This window comes from Bacteroides intestinalis (assembly GCF_003464595.1).
GTDB lineage: Bacteria > Bacteroidota > Bacteroidia > Bacteroidales > Bacteroidaceae > Bacteroides > Bacteroides intestinalis_A.
Map to the genome: position 1 here is coordinate 320,060 of NZ_QRZF01000002.1, position 15,975 is coordinate 336,034.

The window sequence follows — 15,975 nt, forward strand, 5'->3', positions numbered from 1 at the left end:
TTTACGGGAATGAGGCAAGAACTATGGTGTCTTTACAACGAATCTTAGTTCTTTATAGGCAATCTTTCCCATAACCACCGCGGGATCATTCGCCAGAAAAAGACAACTACACGGTATCTGCCGTCAATCACAATAACCCGTTTTTTCCGGTTCAGGGCACGGACGATACTCTTCGCTACCTGATTGGCTTGCATCAGCATGGGGAACTTACCACTTTTCAGTAAGTCGGTGGCGACGAAACCAGGGCGTATGTCTGTGAAATGGATATTTAAGTGTTGCATCCGGGAGAGTTGTGCCAAGGCTTCGATGTAAGTATTCTGGAAGCGTTTCGTTGCGGAATAGGCCGGGGCGATGCCCAATCCTTTGGTGCCTGCAATGGAACTGATGACAGCGATATGCCCACCTCCTTCGTTTTTGAAGTGATTGAAGGCGGCGGTCACCATGCGGGTGAATCCTTCTACGTTAGTACGGGCGGTATTAAGTTCTATTTCCGGTTTCAGGTCCGGGTTCTGACTGCCTATGCCGGAGCTGAGGAAGAACAAATCCATGCCACCTAACTTCCGGATGAGTGTTTCCAGCAGGGTGGGGGAATTCGCATCTGTTACGTCCAGACGTTGAATTTCGATTTGTCCGGGGGCGGTGGCTTGCAGTTTCTCCAATGCTTCTTCCCGTCTTCCGGCAATACCGATGTGCCAACCTTGCTGAATTAGCAGTTTGGCAACTTCTTCTCCTATGCCGGAGGTGGCTCCTATAATAATGGCTCGTTTCATAATTGCTGTATTAGTAGTTTGTTAATTGCATGTGCAGGATGGGGAAGGGCTTGCCTTGTGCATCTGTTTCATCCCGACTTATTACTTCAAAGCCCCTGTTACGGTAGAAGCGGAAAGCCTGTTCGTTTTGTTCGTTGACATCCACTTTGCGGAAGCCTCGTTCGTTTACGGCAAACTCTAATAATGTCTTGCCATATCCTTTTCCCTGTTCGCCGGGGTGGATAAACAGCATTTCTATTAAATCATCGCTTAGTCCCAGAAAGCCACTGATGCGGTTGTCTTTATTCTTTATAATATAGAGTTGCACTGCGGGGAAATAAACGTTCTGTACCAGAGGTTTGTAGTACTGAATATCTTCTGCACTCAAGAAGTGATGCGTACTGCGTACGGATGCTTCCCAAAGCTCAGAGAGTTCGGGATAATCTTTCTCCGTGGCGACGAAGATATTTGTAGGAAGATTGTTTGTTTTCATATGTTTTATTGTCCGATGACGGTTGCTACTATTTTTCTTCCACCGCCACGATTGCGGAATTCACAGAGGTATATACCTTGCCAGATACCCATATTCAGTCTACCGTCAGTGATAGGTATGCTGAGACTATTACCTGTCAGGGTAGATTTGGCATGGGCGGGCATGTCGTCATCTCCTTCACAGGTATGCATATAGTAGGGTTCCCGTTCTTTTACCAGGTGGTTGAAGATGGCTTCCATGTCCGTCTGGACATCCGGATCAGCATTTTCATTGATGCTAAGTCCGGCAGAGGTATGCTTGATGAACAGATGTAAAAGTCCGGCTTGCGGCAGACGCGGCAGGTTACGTATTATTTCATCCGTTATCAAGTGAAAACCACGTGCATGGGGACGTAGGGTAAATTCTTTTTGAGTAACAAAACTTTGTTCCATTTTTATATATTTCTATGCGTTATTATTTGCCAATATGATTTAGTATGAAAGTTTTTCTATTCTTTAGGGGCTTTATCAAGTGATGATCCGCAATACTTACAGAACTGCGCACTTTCTTCGTGTCCTCGCCTGTGACAGTTGGGGCACTCTCTTGCTACATTCTTTTCATGTCTTTTCATCAGCGATACGGAAACTATGCCGGTGGGTACTGCAATAATAGTGTAACCTATCAGCATGACACAACCCGAAAGGAATTTCCCCAGGGCGGTGACAGGAGTTATATCTCCGTAACCTACGGTGGTAAGGGTGACGCAGGCCCAATAAATACTGTTGGGAATATTGCTGAACTGTGTATTGGGTTTTCCTCCTTCAATCATGTACATCAGTGTCCCGATAGATATCACCAGAATAACCACAAACATAAAGAAAACTGCGATTTTCTTGCTACTGTCTCGTAGTGCTGTCAGTAGCATTTGCCCTTCTATCCAGAAGTTGAATAACTTGAAGACGCGGAATATCCGTATCAGGCGGAATGCCCGTATAATAAGCAGATAGCGTGCCCCGGGAAACAGGAAAGCGAGATAAAGCGGCAGTGTAGCCAGCAAGTCGATGATGCCGAAAGCACTGAAAGCGTATTTGGAAGGTTTGGGCGAACAATACAACCGGGTGATATATTCGAAAGTAAAGAAAGCGGTCAGTAAATACTCCATAACAATGAATGGAGTTTTCAGCCATACCGGTAATCCTTGCAGGCTTTCCAGGATAACAAGTCCTACGCTAAGCAATATGCACCAGATCAGGGTAACGTCGAATAGCTTCCCGGCAGGTGTATCAGCTTCGAATATGATGACATATAGTTTTCGCTTCAAAGCCTGATTATGCATCAGTTCTGTGAATTTATCTTTCAGTTTCATGTTTCACAATGTTTGTTACAAAAGTAGGAAAACCTTTCCGAATGAGAAAAAGGGTACTTGACTTTTTGTAACTTGCTGGAATATGGAGTATATTTGTTACCTGTTTTCACGATTTAAAAGTAAACAACCATGAATCGAATAATAACCTTCGTTATCGGGGTTTTGTTCATCATACTTAAAATAAAGAGCGTATGAATAGAGTATGTGTAGTAACAGGTGGAGCCGCCGGTATCGGTCGTTGCATTGTCGAGATGTTTGCAGAATCGGGATATACGGTGTATTTCATTGATAAGACACCCGAGGCGGTGGAACTGGCGGAAGGAAAGATGTCGGAAAGAGGGCTTTCGGTTACAGGCTTTGTCGGAGATATTGCCGAGGAACAGACGCTGAGGGATTTTGTAGACTTTGTCTTATCCATAGAAGATCAGATTGACTGTCTGATAAATAATGCTTGCCTGACAAATGGAGGAATATTGAGCAACTGTTCGTATGAAGACTTCCTGTATGTGCAACGTGTGGGAGTAGCAGCTCCTTATTTCCTGGCTTTGTCGTTTAAAGACTATTTCAGTGGTGCAGGTGCTATTGTGAATATTTCTTCTACCCGTGCTTTCCAGTCGCAGGCCAATACGGAAAGTTATACGGCAGCCAAAGGTGGAATAACGGCTCTGACTCATGCACTTGCGGTCAGTCTTTCGGGAATTGCCCGCGTGAATTCTATTGCTCCCGGTTGGATTGATACGGGAAGCTATCATGAAGAGGATTATGTGCCGGCATATACGGAAGGAGATATCATGCAGCATCCCTCGCAAAGGGTAGGAGAACCGGCCGATATAGCCCGTGCAGTTCTTTTCCTTTGTGACGAACGGAACTCCTTTATCAACGGGGAGAATATTACGATTGATGGAGGCATGAGTAAACTAATGATTTATCATAATGATTATGGTTGGGATTATCAACCGTAGAAACTATTAAATATAAAAAGAGAATAATGGAAAAAGTAATTATCAACTCGTATGAGGATTTTGAAAAGCTGGTAGGTCAGCAAATTGGTGTTTCCGATTATGTGGAACTTTCGCAGGAACGTATCAATCTGTTTGCTGATGCTACGTTGGATCATCAGTGGATACATGTAGATACGGAACGTGCTAAAACAGAGAGCCATTTCAAGACTACTATTGCGCATGGCTATCTCACTTTGTCTATGTTGCCGTATCTGTGGAACCAGATTATTGAGGTGAACAACCTGAAGATGATGGTTAATTATGGTATGGATCAGATGAAGTTCGGTCAGGCGGTATTGTCGGGACAAAGTATTCGTTTGGTTGCGAAACTGCACTCATTGACAAACTTGCGCGGTGTGGCAAAGGCTGAGATTAAATTTACGATTGAGATAAAAGACCAACCGAAGAAGGCACTTGACGGTATTGCGGTGTTCTTATATTATTTCAATTAAAATTCTTTCATTATAAATTACACGGATATTCATGGATTTAATAATGAAGCTTCAATAAAGCTCTTCTTCTTAATCTATGAATATCCGTGTAATTTGTGATGTATTTTTTATTTCTTCCTGATATATTCCTGCCACAAATGCCGGATAGCCGCTACCGGATGATATAACAACATTCTTGGCCCTGCCCATCTCATGATTTCTCTCATCCTTTCCCGCATCTCCGGTTTATAACAATGTATGGTACAGAGTCGGCAAGTACCTTTCTTTTCTCCGAATGGACAACGTGACAACCGTGCATGTGCATATTCCAACACTTCCCTGCATTGCGGGCACAAAGTTTCGTTCCCCTCTTTCTTCCGGCAGTAGAGGCGGATCATTTGCTCCACGGTTTGTTTTTCCTGTTCGATGCGGGACATTATTTATGCTTGCCAGCGTTTCAATTTCGGAAACTCTTGCTTCATCATCGCAATAGCTTCTTCTTTAGTAACTTTCTGCTCCGAGTCTTTATTGAATTCTTCTACAAACTGGGCACAATGTTCTATCATTTCCTCCATGGTGCAGTCTTGCGCGAATTTACCTTGCTGATAGCAGTAAGTGCAATAATCTGTGCTGAGGCTACCGTCAGCATTTGTTCCGCATGTTTCATCGGATGTGAGCGGCATTCCGCAACTTTGGCAAAATTTCATTTCCATAATAATTTTGTTTTAATAATATTAATTTATTGATTATATCTGGGAGATAAGCTTTTATATTTTTCAAAGCCATTATCCTGACTTTTATAAATGATTGTATCGATAAAATAAAGATGCCCGTCATTTCCTACTAATACATTATTAGGAAGAGCATCGAATATATCATAATTGCCATTTGAGAAAAATTCACCATCTAATTCAGAACTGAATCCCATTTTATTAAGCTCTTCTTCTATTTCGGGTTCAGTAGCTTCACGCATAGCTACAATAAATGGTTGTGAAAGTACGGCACAAACTTTTTCGGCTTTATTATATGCAAAACCTATTAGCTTATAAGAACAATCTGGAAAATAAATGTTGTGAATCCTTATACGCTCAAAAAACTGAGAGAGATTGTCATCTGAGTAGCGAAAATCATTTAATTTGTAAACAGTAGTGTTATTCTCTATTGATAGATATACTTCATTTTCAGATCCTCTATCAGAAAATATTCCTATTGTATTAATATCTTCTATCCAATACCCTCTGTCTCTTGCGAATCTTTCGAGGTTTGCAATCTGGACTCCCTTAACGACCGCTGTTCCCGCAATTGCTTGAATTGATTCAAGCACTCCTCGCGCGACATTGGATGCTTCCTCCAATAAGCAATGGATTTCATTTTCTTCGCTATGGCTTGGCGATGATATTGATTCAGTTTTTCCATATTGTTTGTTTTTATTATACATATAATGCAAAGATACTGTTTTTGTTCTTTCCTTAATTATCGTAGCAGCAATTTTTTCAGTAAACCTTCATTCAACAGGTGCACTGTTTCGAACTTTCCGTTATAGAATACAGCCCAATTATTAAAGATGCAAGGCAGTTGTTTAGCTTTCTCCAAAGTATCTATCTCTACCAACCGGAGAGGTATTTGATTGTTCTCGCAATAATTGTATATCTGTTCGATACAATTGGGAATATAGGGACATTGCACACCGTAATAGATGGTCAGTTCTTTGCCCTCAATGCTCTGTTTCCGCACGTTTGATGTGAATTGCGGTTGGGTGGCGTCAAAGGAAAGGGCTAATAATTCATATTCGTCATTGATGGTATCCACTACTTTGAAGCCATATTTCAACATGAATTTCTTTTCTGATAAGAAAGGTTTCTTCTTTTTGGAAGAAAGGAGGCAGATGCCGGATTTTCCTTGCGCTTTTGCGTCGTCGATGCACGATTGTAACAATTCCTTTCCGTATCCCTTTCCTTTGTAACTGCCGGATACCCACAGGCAATAGATATAGAAATAATTATCACCAGTTACGGGAACCCAAGCTTTTTCCAACGGGGCATACTCGATGAACACTTTTCCTTGCGCATCCAGTTTGCGGAAGACATGTCCTTCTTTGATACGCTCTGCCAGCCAGTTGCGTTTATCGTTTACGCCGGTCTGGTGTTTTTTGTCTGCAATGGCGCAACATAGGTGTTCGCTCATTACGTTCTCAGGGGTCAGTGTGATGAATGCCATACTTTTATCCATTCTTGCTAATTTTGAGATAAACCATATCTTTCAGAAGCTTTCCATCTTCATACATGGGATGATCGTAGTTGTCAGTAAAAAAGTTGGGTATGCGGTGCGAGTAGGTAAATCCGCATTGTTTGTAGAAATCCTCTGTGTACGTATCTTCTGCCGTACCTACCAATAGCGTATGATAACGATCTTTGTAGTGCTCCAATAGAAATTCTATCAGCCGTTTTCCATATCCTTTTCGTTGGTAGTGGGGATAAGTGGCGATGTTCTTGATTTCATAGACTCCGTTTCCTTCATCTGTTATCACACACGCCGCCTTTAAGTCGCCGTCGTAGAGAGCGTACATTTCTCCCCGTTCCAGGTAGAGATCTATCATGGACTCTTGTTCGTCGGCAAGTAGCAGTAGTTCGAGGAACTCCTTTTTGTTCTTTAAAATAGGGACGATGTTTACCATTCGTATAGATTTAATTGTTCTTGAATCACCTCAAAGGTAGGCAATTGATATGAGAAAGACAAATTCTGCTACCAAGATGAAAAACATTATTCCGAAATTTGCTACTTATAATTAATTTCTGTTCTTTCGTATAGGAATTTATGGTTGCCCGATAATGGTCTATGCTTTTTAGTGAGAGCGAGTTTTCCAAGTCAATTCATTGGGGGGGGATAAGATTAAAAGTAGTCAACCTATGTAAGAAGGCTATGTGCTCAATATCAGTAGATTATGGTTCTCGATTATTCTCGCTATATTGAGAATCTTTTCTTACCGTGATGAGTATTTATTCTCATCGCATTGAGAAGTTCTTCTCATCGTATTGAGAATACTTTCTCTTTATGTTGAGAAAATCTTCATTATAGGCATCCTGTTTCCGACTGATAAGTATTGTATTGCAAAGTAATATAGGTTATGGATAAAACATCCTTTGGAGAAGAAGTATATAGCGTTGTCGCCTCTATCCCTCCGGGACGTGTGCTGACGTATGGACAGATTGCTTATCTTATAGGTAAGCCCCAGTGTTCACGTATGGTGGGGCAGGCCATGCATAACGCACCTGAGGAACAAAATCTGCCTTGCCACCGGGTAGTGAATAGTCAGGGACGACTGGCCCCTTTCTGGCCCGAACAACGGGAGTTGCTGGAAAAAGAGGGTACCGTCTTTAAGAAGAACGGATGCGTAGATATCAAAGCATCCGGTTGGGAAATACTGAAGGAGGTTATTTCTTAGCGAATATATTGATGAGCAGCGAACAACTTGTCAGCAAGATACCTGTTCCCACCACTCCCGTCCAGCCGAACCATTGCCAGAAGGTTCCGGCAAGGAAAGTTCCGGTGGAACCGCCAATGAAATAGGTAGTCATGAAAATAGTATTGATGCGATTGGATGCTTGCGGACAAAGGGCAAACGCACTTGTCTGATTGCTGAGCTGGATGCATTGCATACCTATATCTATCAACAGAATACCGGCTATGATACCTGCATAACTATATTGTCCCGCATAGAGCACTATCCATGCGCTGATTATCAGCGAACATCCTATATAAGTAAGCCGTTTCACCCCGACCGTATTGATGAATCTTCCGATGGAAGAAGCGGTCAGTGCCCCGGCTATGCCGCAAAGTCCCAACATTCCTATGATATTGTTTCCCGCAAAGAAAGGCGCCTGTTCCATCTTGAAAGCCAGACAACTCCACATGGCAAGGAACGATCCGAACGAGAAACCTGCACGCAACGAAGCTATGCGGAGTTGGGGATACTTCTTGACGATGGAAAACAAGGATTTCATCAGTCCGGCATAACTTCCCTGATAATTGGAAGGAAGGTCCGGGAGTATCCTTATTATGATAAGCAAACAAACGACCATCAATCCCGCGGCAATGAAGTAGATAAACCGCCAGCCCATGTATTCGCCTACAATGCCGCTTACTACACGCGAAGCAAGAATACCCGTCAGTAGTCCCGAAAGGATAATACCTACGTTCTTTCCTTTGGTTTCGGGAGTGGAATATTGTGCCGCAAGGGGCATGAATATCTGGGGTATAACCGAACAGGCACCCGTCAGCAGAGAAGCGAACAGTATCAGGTGGATATTGGGAGCTAAAGCAATGGTGAGCAGTGAGACTACCAGAATGGAAATATTTACGAGGATAATATTTCTTCTGCGGTATAAATCGCCCAGCGGAATGATGAACAATAGTCCGATGGCATATCCTATCTGCGAGCACATGGCTATCAGATTGGCGGTGAACTCACTGATGTTCAGGTCACGGCTGATACGGTTCAGTAGTGGTTGGTTGTAGTATATGTTGGCTACCGTTACGCCTGAGATGATGGCCAGCGTCCAAAGCAGGGACGAGGGTACTCCTTGATTTTCTTTTAGTTCCAATTTCATGCCGCAAAGGTAGTAATTTCATGAAAAAGAAGCATGCACAATGATCAATGATTCATATACAGGGGCATCAGGCGATGGTAGGCTTTCAGATATTTCTTGAGTCTGGTGACTTCTTTTTCTCCAATGCAGGGCATGCGGCGCACATCCATATTATCCGTCAGGTCATGAATCTTAACGGCAACGGCTATGGGATTGGAGGCGCATCTTTCGACGTATTCTTCGTAATCTTCCTCATCGGAGGTCTTTGTGACACACCGCACGGCTTCAATGATTTCGGCAGAGAATCCTTCCTTTTCCAGGTCTTCGAACGTCCATTCCGTATCTTCTACAACGTCGTGTAGAATACCGACAATCCTTTCTTTCAGATTCCGTCCCATATTCATTACGCGGATGGGATGATGCAGATATTCCTGTCCGTATTTGTCTTTTTGTCCTTTGTGGGCTTCGGTAGCAATAGCGATGGCATGTGAGAGAAGATGATTGTCCATAAGATTTTTTTTAGAATTGTTCGATACAAAGTTACTGAAATCTGTTATTAAATATAAGAGAGGCTTATTATTAAAATTGTATATTAACCCAATAATTGAAACAGATTATGAATATAGAACATTTTCCGGAGAAAAAAGTTTTTCAGACCGTAGTCGATGGAGAGACTGCCCGCCTGATGTATCATGTAGCTGACGGTGCTTTGGATGTGCGCCACACGATTGTACCCAGTGAAATAGGTGGTAGGGGAATTGCCTCTGCTTTAGTAAAGGCAGCCTATGATTATGCATTGGCTAATGAACTGGTACCTGTGGCTACCTGTTCCTATGCCGTGAAGTGGCTGGAAAGGCATCCTGAATATAATGGAAAGACGGGAAAGGATTATGCGGGGGAGGGGACTTGTGCATTATAGAAACTCCTTAAAACTTTGGGCAGCCATATATTATCTATATATGACTGCTCAAAGTTTATTCACTTAATTATTCTGATTGATAAGGTTTATCACAACCTTTACCATTATATCTTTTTCTTCTGTTCTGCTTTCTGCAATCATTAATGTAAGAGCGACTAATGTATTGTTGCTTATTAATTTTTCTCTCTGTATTCTTTAGGTGACAAACCTGTAATTCTTTTAAAATATTTCCCAAAGAATGATTGGGAGGGAAAATTTAGTTCATCACTAATTTGTTGTATCGTCAGGTTGGTAGATTTAAGGAGCGCTTTGGCTTCTAATGTAACATAGTCATCAATCCATTCCGCAGCAGTTTTCCCACTGACACGCTTTATAATGGTTGATAAATAGCCTGCGGATAAATGTAGTCTGTCCGCATAATAAAGTACCTTTCTTTCTTTTCTGTAGAACAATTGGACTTCCTTTGAAAAGTTATCCATTAATGCTTCATCGTTTGATAGTATCTTATTTTTCGATATTTCATGAAAATAGTATCCCATGCCATAAAAGAAAGCGCAGGTTAAATGCCTGATAACATCTAACTGGTAGGGATGTTTATTCTCTATAACTTTACGAACCATTGTACAATAAGAAATCATGGCTTCAAGTTGCCCGGATTGCAAATCTAGAACGGGGTTATCTTGTAGCAGCATATAAGTCTGAAAATTATAGGGTAATCCTAAGCTATTGATAAAGTCGTTAGACATAAAAATACAAATCCCTTTAAAATCGTCACTTATAGATATCTGCTCCAGGATTTGCCCCGATACGTTGATTGACATTTTTGAACTACTCATGTGATGGGGTAGCAAGTTTATTTTCCCGATGCTTTCCCCTTGAAGGCAGATACAACAAATGTACATATCTATTTTGAATGGATGATTTGATAAGTCATTGCCGGCTACGTCAAAAATATAAAAATCATCATTCACACATAAGAACCGTCCCTTGTTTTGTATTTCAGCCCGCAGGTTTAGTGTATTCATTTTATTTGCAAAATTAAAGATTCGGACACAAAAATAGGGCAATTTTATCACAAGTGAAATGATTATTGAAAGTTTCGTCCAATATCGTCAATGAAATGACCTTTTGGCACTGTGTGGCTTTACCTACTTTTGCGGCATCAAAAAAACATTAATATGAAGAAAAAGTATTTTATTATCTTATTATTAGCCGTAGGTTGTATGAGTGCTCTGAAAGCACAACCTCTAAGTGTAGTCAAAAAAGATACAGAGTCCTCGAAAGAGCAAAAAATCATCTTTACAGGCGGTCCGATTTTAGAAATGAACGTATCTAATTTTATCCATTCGGGTATTGGGGATAGCAAGAGCAAGATGAAGTTTGGCTTCAGTACCGGTGGATTCTTGAATTTAGGTATTTCAAAATCTTTTTCCGTACAGGGAGAAATGCTATTTCATTACAAAACTTCTGATTTTGAATGGAGTAGCCAAACAGGTGAGTACCGTTATTGGGGAATGGAGATTCCTGTTTATGCTATGTATCATTATTGTTTCTCGAAGGGTAACCGTCTACACATTGGTATAGGACCTTATACGGAATTTGGTTTGGGAGCATCATTCAAGTACGGCGGAATCAAACAAGACCTTTACGAAAAAGACAGCGCTACAGGATTGCCTGCTTTATGCGATTCAAATACAGGTTTCGGTATTAAGTTAGGCTATGAGTTTGTTTCAGGATTTCAGATTAATGCCACTTATAAGGCGAGCATAACCAATCTGCTCGACGAGAATAGCAGTAGGATAAAAATGCATCCTCAAACATTCAGTATTGGAATTGCCTATCGGTTTGCAAAGTAAAAGTATGACGAATATGAATATAAAACACTCTGTTTTTAGCACAATTATCCTTTTTGTTTTTGTAACAAACGTTCTTGGCCAGTCAGACTCGATACAAGAGAAAGGATTAAAGAAATACTGGAATAGCCTTTTTCATGGTAATATAGACAGAACATTCGAGAAAAAAATGGATATGAGTTTTGTGGTAGCTCCTTGTTATACAAAAGAAGGGAGTTTTGGCATCGGGGGAGCTGCAACTGCATTGTACCGTTTAGATCGTAAGGATTCTATTATGCAACCTTCTGACATATCATTATCCGGAAGTGCAACGATTTATGGATTTTATGGGATTACCATAAAAGGAAACAATCACTTCAAAGGAAATAAAGCCCGTTTAAGTTATCGCCTGCAATTTCAGCATAAGACATTGGATTTCTGGGGGATTACATATGATGCCTGTAATGTGAATCCTATTTCCGAATATACCAAACGACTCGTCAATTGGGAGTCGGATTATGTTTATAAACTCACCAAGAATATTCATGTAGGTGCAGCTCTCAATATAAAATATGCCGATTTGGCCAAAATGGCTAATCCGGCTTATTTAGAAGGGCAGAGAAAAGCCTACTTTTTTACAGGTCTTGGAGTGTCCATTCAATATGATACACGGGATTTTATTTTAAATCCTAAACGTGGTATTTATTTTATGGCAAGAGAGATTTTCTATCCGGATTTTATGAGTTCTTACCATAAGACTCTATTTAATACTACTATGATTTTCGATGCTTATAATCGTATGTGGAGTGGCAGTGTTCTCGCATTCGACCTCTACGGACAATTTAATAATCAATATACTCCGTGGCCATTAAGGGAAGAATTGGGAAGTGGAGATAGTAGGATGCGTGGTTACTATGGCGGTCGTTATATAGATTGTAACCAAATGACGGCGCAATTGGAATTGAGGCAGCATATTTATAGTCGCATTGGTTGTGTAGCATGGATGGGTTGTGGAACTGTGTTTCCATCTTTTGATAAATTAAAAGTGGAACACATTTTACCTAATTATGGTATAGGTTTGCGGATTGAGTTCAAACATAATGTAAATGTACGTATTGATTATGGCTTCGGTAAAGATACTGCTGGATTTTTATTTCAGTTTGCAGAAGCATTCTGAAAATGTATGTTTGGAAAAATAGAAACATTGAGTAGTCCATATATTATCTATTGTGACTACTCAAATTTTATTCACTTAATTATTCTGATTGATAAGGTTTATCACAACCTTTACCATTATATCTTTTTCTTCTGTTCTGCTTTCTGCAATCATTAATGTAAGGGCGACTAATGTGTTGTTGCTTATTAACCGGGAACCATCAGGTTTATATAAAATTCTGTTTTTCTCGAGAAACCATAGGAAGAGAAAAGCAGCAATACGTTTGTTTCCATCGCTAAATGAATGGTTTTTTACAACTAAATAGAAAAGCATGGCTGCTTTTTCTTCAATGCTGGGATAAAGTTCTTTTCCATCAAATGTCTGATAGATAGTATTGATGGAGCTATGAAATGATTGGTCCTTTTCATTTCCGAATAAGCCGCTACTTCCAAATTTCTTTTGCAGAATGTGTATTGCCGCCATTGCCTCTTCGTATGTAGCCCGGAAAGAGGTGGTTCGTGTAGTTGCTTCTACTTCTAATCTCTGATAGTCATACTTATCCAAAGTATCTAAGCCGTATGTGTAATCGGTAATAACATGTAATAACCCATTGGCTTCATTCAAGGTTAATTCTTTGTGTTCGATTACATTGGATAGTAATCTTACGGTATTCTTCAAATCAGCTAATTGTTGTGCTTTAGCCTGTTCATTAATAGCATAACCTTTGATTAGGTATTCTTTCAGAACTTTATTAGCCCAAATACGAAACTGGATACCTTGTTGTGATTTTACGCGGTAGCCAATAGAGGTTATCATTTCGAGATTGTAATATTCTACCTGCCGGGTAACGCTTCTTTCACCCTCTTGTTGAACTGTCGCAAATTTTGCGACAGTTGGAATTTCTTTTAGTTCTTCCTTTAGTGCATTAGTGATATGCTTGCCAATAGTTTTTACATCACGGTCAAACAGTTCAGCCATTTGTTGGCGATTAATCCATACCGTTTCATTTTCCAGTCTCACATCTATCAAAGTTTGTCCATCCTTAGTCTGGTAGATGATAATATTTCCTTTGTCGTTCATTTTTTATTCTTTTTAAATACGAATTTGTAAAGGTAAGCATTTTCTTCTTTGCTGCCTTCGGATTTTTCTCTATCTTGCTTCCGTTTTCAATCATTCACTAAAGAAAAACAGAATATGAAGAAATATATAGGAGCGCACGTAAGTGCGAGTGGGGGAGTTGAGATAGCTCCTGTTAATGCGCATGAGATAGGTGCGAATGCATTTGCTTTGTTTACAAAGAACCAACGGCAATGGGTGGCCAAACCTCTGACCGAAGAAAGTATTCGCGGATTTAAAGACAATTGTGAGAAATTCTCTTTTGATGCCCGCTATATCCTGCCTCATGATAGCTATTTAATCAATCTGGGACATCCTGAAGAAGAAGGACTAGAGAAAAGCCGTGCCGCATTTCTGGATGAAATGCAACGTTGTGAGCAATTAGGTCTGAAGCTTCTGAATTTCCATCCAGGCAGTCATCTGAGTAAGATTTCAATAGAGGAATGTCTGGATAAGGTGGCAGAATCTATTAATATCACATTGAGTAAAACGAAAGGGGTGACTGCTGTTATTGAGAATACAGCCGGACAAGGAAGTAATGTTGGTAATGAGTTCTGGCAACTAAAGCATATCATTGATCGTGTGGATGATAAATCCCGTGTAGGTGTATGCTTGGATACTTGTCATACTTACTCGGCAGGATATGATATCGTAAAAGAATATGATAAAGTGTTTCAGGAGTTTGATGAAGTAGTTGGATTTAATTATCTGCGGGGTATCCACCTGAATGATACTAAGAAAGAACTGGGTAGCCATGTAGACCGCCATGACAGCATAGGGAAAGGCTTGTTAGGCATAGACTTCTTTAAGCGTTTTATGAAAGATGAACGGTTTAATAATATGCCTGTTATTCTTGAAACGCCGGATGAGGGCTTATGGGCGGACGAGATAAAGTTGCTACGTAGCTTTGAAGAATAGATACGCGGACTAAACGGACGAACACGGACTTCTTATTATGAATTAAGAAAATCCGTGTTCGTCCGTTTAGTCCGCGTCGTCCGCGTATCCTTATTGATTTACCTTCACATTATTCCATTCAGATGACGGAATGATCGACTTGTCATACTCACCATCTTTCGCTTTAATATTCAGATTCTCAAATTTGAAATTCGTCAGTTTGTACTGCTCGGATGCACTTACGTTGAAAAACACATCACATTCAAAGTCTATATTACGCATTGTTACGTGATCCGAGTAAGACATCGGAATGTCTTTACGGTCTTTCAGATCAAAGAACTGAGTCCACGGCTTGATGTATAGGAAGCTTTTGGCATTTCCTTTAATATCCTCCACAAGGATATATTCATAATTTTGGGGAGTATCGGCACGCATCTTCAACCACAACAGACGGCTTGCCTGATTGATCGTACAACGACGAAGAATAATATTGCGGTTATGGATAGATTCACTACCGCAAGTCAGTGCACTATGGCAGAAACCGTACGTACAATCTTCTATAATAATGTTAGTGTTACTTCCGTTGTTAGAATCCTTATCAGCCCAGGGGCCTTTTCCACCTTTAAGAGCAATAGCATCATCGTTTACAGAAAGGTAGCAGTTCTTAACCAACACATTGTTGCATACATCAATATCTATGGCATCCGTGCTGGGTGCCTTAACAGGAGCAGCTGGAGAGAAAATATATAGACCTAATAACTTCACATTGTTACATTTGTAAATGTGTGTCGTCCAGAAAGGAGAGTTGATGAGGCGTACGCCGGAAAGCTGTACATCATTGCTGTTGGAAATGTGTACCAGGCGCGGACGTAACTCATCCATATTCGTGCATTTCGGAATAACGGTGCGGCGCAACCAGAAAGATTTCCAATAGCGTAGTCCGTTGCCATTGATGGTTCCCTTACCGGAAATGGTGAAACCATCTACTTTGTCGGCATTAACCAGTGCGGCAAAGTATTTAAGTGATTGCCCCTCGATGCGGGTGTTGATTATAGGGAAGTTGCTGATATCATCGCTACCCTTCAAAACAGCTCCTTCTTCCAGGTAAAGGTGTGTTTTGGGCTTGAAAAAGAGTGCACCGCTCAGATAGGTACCTTTCGGGATGATGATCACACCGCCACCTTTGGATGATGCCTGGTCGATAACCGCCTGAATTTTCTCTGTTTGAAGTAAGGTGCTGTCATTCACCACACCATGATCAATAATCTTATATTTACCGCCAAGGGTTTCGATATTTACAATTTCGTTCTGTCTGAACCAGTCGGGAATAAGGGTACCATCGGGGAATTTCTCTTGTGCAAAAGATGGTAGGCAGAAAAGCAAACTACATACTAAAGTTACGAATTTCATGGTCTTTATCATTAATTGAGTTAATAGTGTCTGATCGGAT

The 15,975-nt window shown here is 40.8% G+C and carries 21 protein-coding genes and 1 pseudogene; 7 read left to right on the forward strand and 15 right to left on the reverse strand.

Annotation, left to right across the window (positions count from 1 at the left end; translation table 11 throughout):
- Window positions 1-44 precede the first annotated feature (44 nt).
- Genes DWW10_RS03765 through DWW10_RS03780 form a run of 4 tightly spaced genes read right to left on the reverse strand, consistent with a single transcriptional unit; the run spans window position 45 to window position 2,587 of the window.
- The gene (locus DWW10_RS03765; protein ID WP_118420847.1) at window positions 45-770 is read right to left on the reverse strand and encodes an SDR family NAD(P)-dependent oxidoreductase; all 726 of its coding nucleotides are present in this window, start codon (window positions 768-770) and stop codon (window positions 45-47) included.
- A gap of 10 nt (window positions 771-780) precedes the next feature.
- Window positions 781-1,242, reverse strand: coding sequence for a GNAT family N-acetyltransferase (locus tag DWW10_RS03770; RefSeq protein WP_118420848.1), 462 nt, complete (start codon window positions 1,240-1,242; stop codon window positions 781-783).
- Window positions 1,243-1,247: 5 nt separating this feature from the next.
- Window positions 1,248-1,673 carry a secondary thiamine-phosphate synthase enzyme YjbQ gene (locus DWW10_RS03775; RefSeq protein WP_118420849.1) on the reverse strand — a complete coding sequence of 142 codons (426 nt, stop codon included), beginning with the start codon at window positions 1,671-1,673 and terminating at the stop codon, window positions 1,248-1,250.
- 56 nt (window positions 1,674-1,729) lie between these two features.
- The gene (locus DWW10_RS03780; protein ID WP_118420850.1) at window positions 1,730-2,587 is read right to left on the reverse strand and encodes an ion transporter; all 858 of its coding nucleotides are present in this window, start codon (window positions 2,585-2,587) and stop codon (window positions 1,730-1,732) included.
- A gap of 191 nt (window positions 2,588-2,778) precedes the next feature.
- On the opposite strand from DWW10_RS03780, the gene DWW10_RS03785 reads away from it, so the two are divergent.
- Both DWW10_RS03785 and DWW10_RS03790 read left to right on the forward strand, forming a co-directional pair.
- The gene (locus tag DWW10_RS03785) at window positions 2,779-3,549 is read left to right on the forward strand and encodes an SDR family oxidoreductase (protein WP_118420851.1); all 771 of its coding nucleotides are present in this window, start codon (window positions 2,779-2,781) and stop codon (window positions 3,547-3,549) included.
- A 26-nt stretch (window positions 3,550-3,575) separates the two neighbouring features.
- Window positions 3,576-4,040 carry a MaoC family dehydratase gene (locus tag DWW10_RS03790; protein ID WP_007213084.1) on the forward strand — a complete coding sequence of 155 codons (465 nt, stop codon included), beginning with the start codon at window positions 3,576-3,578 and terminating at the stop codon, window positions 4,038-4,040.
- Window positions 4,041-4,147: 107 nt separating this feature from the next.
- Here DWW10_RS03790 and DWW10_RS03795 read toward each other — a convergent pair whose 3' ends face one another.
- From DWW10_RS03795 to DWW10_RS03815, 5 genes are read right to left on the reverse strand one after another with little or no spacing between them, the layout of a single operon-like run.
- Window positions 4,148-4,456, reverse strand: a complete 309-nt coding sequence (locus DWW10_RS03795; RefSeq protein ID WP_061437640.1) for a nitrous oxide-stimulated promoter family protein — start codon at window positions 4,454-4,456, stop codon at window positions 4,148-4,150.
- Between the two features lie 3 nt (window positions 4,457-4,459).
- Window positions 4,460-4,732, reverse strand: coding sequence for a zinc ribbon domain-containing protein (locus DWW10_RS03800; RefSeq protein WP_118420852.1), 273 nt, complete (start codon window positions 4,730-4,732; stop codon window positions 4,460-4,462).
- Between the two features lie 26 nt (window positions 4,733-4,758).
- Window positions 4,759-5,457: a putative polyvalent protein kinase domain-containing protein gene (locus tag DWW10_RS03805; protein WP_118420853.1), complete on the reverse strand. Its 699-nt coding sequence runs from the start codon at window positions 5,455-5,457 to the stop codon at window positions 4,759-4,761.
- A 35-nt stretch (window positions 5,458-5,492) separates the two neighbouring features.
- Complete coding sequence (locus DWW10_RS03810; protein ID WP_118421005.1) at window positions 5,493-6,236, reverse strand: GNAT family N-acetyltransferase; 744 nt, start codon at window positions 6,234-6,236, stop codon at window positions 5,493-5,495.
- A 4-nt stretch (window positions 6,237-6,240) separates the two neighbouring features.
- A complete protein-coding gene (locus DWW10_RS03815; RefSeq protein ID WP_118420854.1) occupies window positions 6,241-6,693 on the reverse strand; it encodes a GNAT family N-acetyltransferase in 453 nt (150 codons plus the stop codon).
- Between the two features lie 450 nt (window positions 6,694-7,143).
- Here DWW10_RS03815 and DWW10_RS03820 point away from each other — a divergent pair, with 450 nt between their 5' ends.
- On the forward strand, window positions 7,144-7,461 hold the full coding sequence (locus DWW10_RS03820; protein WP_029327825.1) for an MGMT family protein: 318 nt from the start codon (window positions 7,144-7,146) through the stop codon (window positions 7,459-7,461).
- Here the strand turns inward: DWW10_RS03820 and DWW10_RS03825 are convergent.
- Together DWW10_RS03825 and DWW10_RS03830 are read right to left on the reverse strand one after the other, a co-directional pair.
- Window positions 7,451-8,626, reverse strand: coding sequence for an MFS transporter (locus DWW10_RS03825; protein WP_022209083.1), 1,176 nt, complete (start codon window positions 8,624-8,626; stop codon window positions 7,451-7,453). The two genes, DWW10_RS03820 and DWW10_RS03825, sit on opposite strands and share 11 nt — an antisense overlap.
- Window positions 8,627-8,670: 44 nt before the next feature.
- Entirely contained in the window at window positions 8,671-9,114 is a 444-nt protein-coding gene (locus DWW10_RS03830; RefSeq protein WP_118420855.1) for an HD domain-containing protein, read from the reverse strand.
- A 107-nt stretch (window positions 9,115-9,221) separates the two neighbouring features.
- On the opposite strand from DWW10_RS03830, the gene DWW10_RS03835 reads away from it, so the two are divergent.
- Window positions 9,222-9,524: a GNAT family N-acetyltransferase gene (locus DWW10_RS03835; protein ID WP_044153940.1), complete on the forward strand. Its 303-nt coding sequence runs from the start codon at window positions 9,222-9,224 to the stop codon at window positions 9,522-9,524.
- 63 nt (window positions 9,525-9,587) lie between these two features.
- On the opposite strand, the pseudogene DWW10_RS26315 reads toward DWW10_RS03835, so the two are convergent.
- Together DWW10_RS26315 and DWW10_RS03845 are read right to left on the reverse strand one after the other, a co-directional pair.
- A pseudogene (locus DWW10_RS26315) lies at window positions 9,588-9,704 on the reverse strand (cytochrome C biogenesis protein CycH); the annotation flags it as partial.
- Complete coding sequence (locus tag DWW10_RS03845; RefSeq protein ID WP_118420856.1) at window positions 9,698-10,549, reverse strand: helix-turn-helix domain-containing protein; 852 nt, start codon at window positions 10,547-10,549, stop codon at window positions 9,698-9,700. The gene DWW10_RS03845 and the pseudogene DWW10_RS26315, both read right to left, overlap by 7 nt.
- A 153-nt stretch (window positions 10,550-10,702) precedes the next feature.
- On the opposite strand from DWW10_RS03845, the gene DWW10_RS03850 reads away from it, so the two are divergent.
- Both DWW10_RS03850 and DWW10_RS03855 read left to right on the forward strand, forming a co-directional pair.
- On the forward strand, window positions 10,703-11,380 hold the full coding sequence (locus tag DWW10_RS03850; protein ID WP_118420857.1) for a porin family protein: 678 nt from the start codon (window positions 10,703-10,705) through the stop codon (window positions 11,378-11,380).
- A gap of 13 nt (window positions 11,381-11,393) precedes the next feature.
- Entirely contained in the window at window positions 11,394-12,533 is a 1,140-nt protein-coding gene (locus tag DWW10_RS03855) for a BamA/TamA family outer membrane protein (protein WP_118421006.1), read from the forward strand.
- Window positions 12,534-12,608: 75 nt separating this feature from the next.
- On the opposite strand, the gene DWW10_RS03860 is transcribed toward DWW10_RS03855, so the two are convergent.
- Window positions 12,609-13,592 (reverse strand): virulence RhuM family protein/type II toxin-antitoxin system death-on-curing family toxin, encoded by a 984-nt coding sequence (locus tag DWW10_RS03860; protein ID WP_118420858.1) that lies wholly within the window; start codon window positions 13,590-13,592, stop codon window positions 12,609-12,611.
- Between the two features lie 114 nt (window positions 13,593-13,706).
- On the opposite strand from DWW10_RS03860, the gene nfo reads away from it, so the two are divergent.
- The gene (gene nfo / locus DWW10_RS03865) at window positions 13,707-14,546 is read left to right on the forward strand and encodes a deoxyribonuclease IV (RefSeq protein ID WP_118420859.1); all 840 of its coding nucleotides are present in this window, start codon (window positions 13,707-13,709) and stop codon (window positions 14,544-14,546) included.
- A gap of 90 nt (window positions 14,547-14,636) precedes the next feature.
- Here the strand turns inward: nfo and DWW10_RS03870 are convergent, their stop codons facing one another.
- Complete coding sequence (locus DWW10_RS03870; RefSeq protein ID WP_118421007.1) at window positions 14,637-15,935, reverse strand: rhamnogalacturonidase; 1,299 nt, start codon at window positions 15,933-15,935, stop codon at window positions 14,637-14,639.
- Window positions 15,936-15,975: the final 40 nt, after the last annotated feature.

Bases quoted from the DNA above. Each gene is read 5' to 3' on its own strand.
- DWW10_RS03765 (WP_118420847.1), bottom strand. From the start codon at position 770: ATGAAACGAGCCATTATTATAGGAGCCACCTCCGGCATAGGAGAAGAA.
- DWW10_RS03770 (WP_118420848.1), bottom strand. From the start codon at position 1,242: ATGAAAACAAACAATCTTCCTACAAATATCTTCGTCGCCACGGAGAAA.
- DWW10_RS03775 (WP_118420849.1), bottom strand. From the start codon at position 1,673: ATGGAACAAAGTTTTGTTACTCAAAAAGAATTTACCCTACGTCCCCAT.
- DWW10_RS03780 (WP_118420850.1), bottom strand. From the start codon at position 2,587: ATGAAACTGAAAGATAAATTCACAGAACTGATGCATAATCAGGCTTTG.
- DWW10_RS03785 (WP_118420851.1), top strand. From the start codon at position 2,779: ATGAATAGAGTATGTGTAGTAACAGGTGGAGCCGCCGGTATCGGTCGT.
- DWW10_RS03790 (WP_007213084.1), top strand. From the start codon at position 3,576: ATGGAAAAAGTAATTATCAACTCGTATGAGGATTTTGAAAAGCTGGTA.
- DWW10_RS03795 (WP_061437640.1), bottom strand. From the start codon at position 4,456: ATGTCCCGCATCGAACAGGAAAAACAAACCGTGGAGCAAATGATCCGC.
- DWW10_RS03800 (WP_118420852.1), bottom strand. From the start codon at position 4,732: ATGGAAATGAAATTTTGCCAAAGTTGCGGAATGCCGCTCACATCCGAT.
- DWW10_RS03805 (WP_118420853.1), bottom strand. From the start codon at position 5,457: ATGTATAATAAAAACAAACAATATGGAAAAACTGAATCAATATCATCG.
- DWW10_RS03810 (WP_118421005.1), bottom strand. From the start codon at position 6,236: ATGGCATTCATCACACTGACCCCTGAGAACGTAATGAGCGAACACCTA.
- DWW10_RS03815 (WP_118420854.1), bottom strand. From the start codon at position 6,693: ATGGTAAACATCGTCCCTATTTTAAAGAACAAAAAGGAGTTCCTCGAA.
- DWW10_RS03820 (WP_029327825.1), top strand. From the start codon at position 7,144: ATGGATAAAACATCCTTTGGAGAAGAAGTATATAGCGTTGTCGCCTCT.
- DWW10_RS03825 (WP_022209083.1), bottom strand. From the start codon at position 8,626: ATGAAATTGGAACTAAAAGAAAATCAAGGAGTACCCTCGTCCCTGCTT.
- DWW10_RS03830 (WP_118420855.1), bottom strand. From the start codon at position 9,114: ATGGACAATCATCTTCTCTCACATGCCATCGCTATTGCTACCGAAGCC.
- DWW10_RS03835 (WP_044153940.1), top strand. From the start codon at position 9,222: ATGAATATAGAACATTTTCCGGAGAAAAAAGTTTTTCAGACCGTAGTC.
- DWW10_RS03845 (WP_118420856.1), bottom strand. From the start codon at position 10,549: ATGAATACACTAAACCTGCGGGCTGAAATACAAAACAAGGGACGGTTC.
- DWW10_RS03850 (WP_118420857.1), top strand. From the start codon at position 10,703: ATGAAGAAAAAGTATTTTATTATCTTATTATTAGCCGTAGGTTGTATG.
- DWW10_RS03855 (WP_118421006.1), top strand. From the start codon at position 11,394: ATGAATATAAAACACTCTGTTTTTAGCACAATTATCCTTTTTGTTTTT.
- DWW10_RS03860 (WP_118420858.1), bottom strand. From the start codon at position 13,592: ATGAACGACAAAGGAAATATTATCATCTACCAGACTAAGGATGGACAA.
- nfo (WP_118420859.1), top strand. From the start codon at position 13,707: ATGAAGAAATATATAGGAGCGCACGTAAGTGCGAGTGGGGGAGTTGAG.
- DWW10_RS03870 (WP_118421007.1), bottom strand. From the start codon at position 15,935: ATGAAATTCGTAACTTTAGTATGTAGTTTGCTTTTCTGCCTACCATCT.